The organism is Moritella sp. (assembly GCF_033791185.1).
Lineage (GTDB): Bacteria > Pseudomonadota > Gammaproteobacteria > Enterobacterales > Moritellaceae > Moritella.
The window spans coordinates 1-4,068 of sequence record NZ_JASJHF010000327.1; the positions used below are offsets into that span (position 1 = coordinate 1).

The 4,068-nt window shown below is 41.3% G+C and carries 3 protein-coding genes; all 3 read right to left on the reverse strand.

All coding sequences use genetic code 11. From position 1 onward, the window contains the following. Positions 1-636, reverse strand: a 636-nt coding sequence (locus QNK26_RS18710; protein ID WP_319225654.1) for an MBL fold metallo-hydrolase, incomplete at its 3' end; no start/stop codon positions are given. Positions 637-753: 117 nt separating this feature from the next. Then, complete coding sequence (galE, locus tag QNK26_RS18715) at positions 754-1,761, reverse strand: UDP-glucose 4-epimerase GalE (protein WP_319225655.1); 1,008 nt, start codon at positions 1,759-1,761, stop codon at positions 754-756. 83 nt (positions 1,762-1,844) lie between these two features. Next, positions 1,845-3,788: a nucleoside-diphosphate sugar epimerase/dehydratase gene (locus tag QNK26_RS18720; protein ID WP_319225656.1), complete on the reverse strand. Its 1,944-nt coding sequence runs from the start codon at positions 3,786-3,788 to the stop codon at positions 1,845-1,847. Positions 3,789-4,068 lie beyond the last annotated feature (280 nt).

Consider the following 4,068-nt stretch of genomic DNA (forward strand, 5'->3'; position numbering starts at 1 on the left):
AGGAGCAGATAATAGCGGGCTGTAAGAAGCACCTAGATCGCCTGAGAATACTAAGCGATGGCGACGAATGGGTTTATCGCTGGCCAGTTCAATTTCGACATACGCCGAGCCAAGGATATGACCCGCAGGACAAAAGCGAATTTTCTGATGCTGGTAACATAGCTCATCTTCACTTATATCTTGTTGGGGTATTTTCAATACAGCAATGGTTTGCCACTTTTGATATGGCACCGGAATGAGTTGCTTGGCTAATAGGGAGAGGCAAGCTTGGATAAGTTTTTTATCGCGGGTGACACCAACTTTAAGGGCGTCTTCAATAACCAGTGAAAGTAGTGCAGCGGTGGCCTCGGTCGCGTATATTGGACCGGTATATCCTGCGGCTAATAGATAAGGAATGCGACCAACATGGTCGATATGACAGTGAGTAATGATGAGTGCTTTAATAGTGCGGACATTAAAGTCGATGGATAATTGATCTTTGTTGTTACTATTATTACCAATATAGTTATTGTTAGCAGCGGCTTCAGAGCCTTGGAATAAGCCACAATCAATCAATACAGAGTTATAGTCATTCATATATAGCTGATGGCAAGAGCCTGTCACGCCATTAACCGCACCATGATGTAAAATACGCATTGTTCCGTCCTTGGAAAGTAAGTTAAACGATTAATAGATCTATTTATAAATAGGGCTATTAGTTTAAAGCTTGGTTCCAAGGAAGGTAATAGGTCAATATGCTTATTTTAGTACGGCTTAATAACCATCGGGGTTATTTGATTGCCAGCGCCAAGTATCAGCCGTCATGTCGCTAATACTACGCTCTGCTTTCCAACCTAATTCGCGTTCAGCCAGATCGGTTGCCGCATAACATTGCGCGATATCGCCTTCACGGCGCGGGGCGATTTGATAAGCGACTGTTTTACCCGATGCTTGCTCAAAGGCTTTAACCATCTCTAATACGCTGTAACCTTGTCCTGTGCCTAAGTTATACGTCACTAAACCAGGATTGGTCATTAACTTATCTAAAGCTTTTAAGTGCCCTAAGGCTAAATCAACTACGTGGATGTAATCACGTACACCAGTGCCATCAACCGTTGCATAATCATCACCAAATACGCTCAACTGCACAAGTTTACCCACCGCCACTTGTGAGATGTATGGCATTAGATTATTAGGGATGTCATTTGGATCTTCACCGATCAAACCACTCTGGTGTGAGCCCACCGGATTAAAATAACGTAAACGAGCAATGTTCCAGCTATTGTCAGAGTTATACAGATCGGCAAGAATTTCTTCGACCATTAACTTAGACCGGCCATAAGGGTTAGTCGCAGAGGTTGGGAAGCTTTCATCAATTGGCACTGATGCCGGATCGCCATAGACAGTTGCCGATGAACTAAATACAAAGTTCTTCACATTGTGTGCAGTCATCACTTCTAAAATGTTTACCGTCGCAGCAATGTTGTTGCGGTAATAAGTTAACGGGATCTGATTTGACTCCCCAACAGCTTTTAAACCGGCAAAGTGGATCACCGCTGTAATATCATGCGTGGTAAAGATACGGTTTAGTAATTCACTATCCAGTACATCACCTTGATAGAAAGTCACAGACTTACCGGTGATCGCTTTAACACGTTTTAATGATTCTTCACTTGAATTACATAAATTATCAATCACAACTACATCTTGATTGCTGTTTAATAATTCCAATACGGTGTGGCTACCGATATAACCGGCACCACCAGTCACTAAAATTGTCATGACACTGTTCCTGTAAACTATTTTTATTTAAGTTTTTTATCAAACCCCTGACAGGCTATATCTTCTATCTTGGTTAATACGCGTTAATTCACTAACGGTATGATATTACCTTCTTCAGCGTTCATACGTTGATCTTTATTTTTTTCCAGCCAGAGTAGATCACAAATACCATCTGATGGTGCAAATCCTGTCGGCGCATTAAGTAATAGCGCCCTGATTTTTTCATGCTCGAAATGATGACAAGCATTATCAAGGTTATCAAGTAATTCGTGGAGTGAGCGCCACGGTAAATCAACCTCATGGGCCGTCATAATGCGTTCATGATCTGTGCCAGTGACATTGTCACCAATCAATAATTCTTCATACAGTTTTTCACCCGGGCGTAGGCCACTAAACTCAATGCTAATGTCGCCTTCCGGATTGGTTTCATTTTTAACAGTGAAACCACTAAGGTGGATCATTTTACTGGCTAGATCGACAATTTTAACTGATTTGCCCATATCCAAGACAAAAACATCTCCGCCCTTGCCCATCGCGCCAGCTTGGATAACAAGTTGCGATGCTTCTGGAATCGTCATGAAGTAGCGTGTAATGTCAGGATGCGTAACAGTAACAGGACCACCACTGGCGATCTGTTTTTTAAACAGTGGTACCACAGAGCCAGAGGAGCCAAGTACATTACCAAAACGTACCATACAAAAACGAGTTTCATGTTCTTCTTTAGCAAGGGCTTGTAAAGACAATTCCGCCATACGCTTGGTAGTCCCCATCACGTTGGTTGGACGGACAGCTTTGTCTGTTGAGATAAGTACAAATGTTTCAACCTTTGCCGCAACCGCAGCGCGTGCAGTATACAAGGTACCAAAGATATTATTACGTACACCTTCCACCACATTGTGTTCAACCATAGGCACATGCTTGTACGCTGCAGCATGATAAACGGTTTGAACTTTGAAGGTTTGCATTATAGCTTGCACGCGGTTTTCACGCTGTACCGAGCCCAGCATAGGTAGAATTTCTACCTTTAACCCTTGCGCTTGTGCACTTAGGCTTAATTCACGCTCTATGGCGTAAAGACCAAATTCAGAGAGTTCGAATAAGATCAGTTTTTTTGGTGCTTGCTTGATAATTTGACGACATAATTCAGAACCAATTGAGCCGCCAGCGCCAGTAACCATAACCACTTTATCTTTGATGTTCGCTGACATGAGATCATCACGCGGTGAAACCGCTTCACGTCCTAATAAGTCCTCAATTTCAACTTCTTTGATATCACTATAAAGTTTATCACCACTGACTAAGTCAGCCATGCCTGGAATCGTCATTACTTGCAGTGCTAATGGCTCTAGTGTCCGTAATACTTCTTGGCGACGCGAACGACTCGCACTTGGCAGTGCCAATAATACTTTTTTCACTTCTTTCTGTTCAACTAACTTGGCAAGAATAGATGGTGCATAAACATGCACGCCTTGAATACTCGAACCATATAATGATTTGTCATCATCGACAAATGCACATGGATAGTACTCATGACTTTGCATTAATGACGTGAATAACTGTCGACCACTTACACCCGCACCATAAATAATTACCGGCTCACCAATGCGTTTAAGGCCAGTACCAACCAAAGAACGTAATAGAACACGGCTACCACCGATAAGGATAAGCGAAAATGCGGCATAAATAACCGGGACTGTACGCGGAATATTGATAGTAAAGAAATAAGCGAATACAACCATGCTAACCGCTGATATCGCAATACCAATCACCACAGCAGATAATGACTTTGAGCCCATATAACGTAATATGGCTCGGTATAAACCCAATTTAATAAAAGCAAGAATACTGATTGGGCATACCAAAGTCACTAACACCCAGTACTGGTTATTTAAAAGTACGTCAGCTGAATCTAATCGAACAAATAGTGCAGACCAAAATGCAACAAGGATAAACAAGATATCAATAGCCACACTAACAATACGTTTCTGACTACGATTTAAGGAAAAGAGATATTGCAAAGAAATCATGTTTTGCTCCGAATTGAAATAGATTACAGTAGATTTAATTAGAAAAATAACTCGAAAGGCTAAATGGTCAACGTGTTAAGTGGATAAGTTCCATAAAACACTATGATCATTTATTTTATACATGTGTAAAGCTGCAATTATAATTTAAACATTAATCTAAATTTAACGCTTTAATAAAGCTTTTTAGTTCAGCGCCAAATTCTTTATTACGCAGGCCATATTCAACACATGCTTTCATGTAGCCGAGCTTAGAACCACAGTCGTGTAACTTGCCACTGAT

What these genes read in the sequence shown, in the direction of transcription:
- galE (WP_319225655.1), bottom strand. Translation starts at nt 1,761, where the DNA reads ATGACAATTTTAGTGACTGGTGGTGCCGGTTATATCGGTAGCCACACC.
- QNK26_RS18720 (WP_319225656.1), bottom strand. Translation starts at nt 3,788, where the DNA reads ATGATTTCTTTGCAATATCTCTTTTCCTTAAATCGTAGTCAGAAACGT.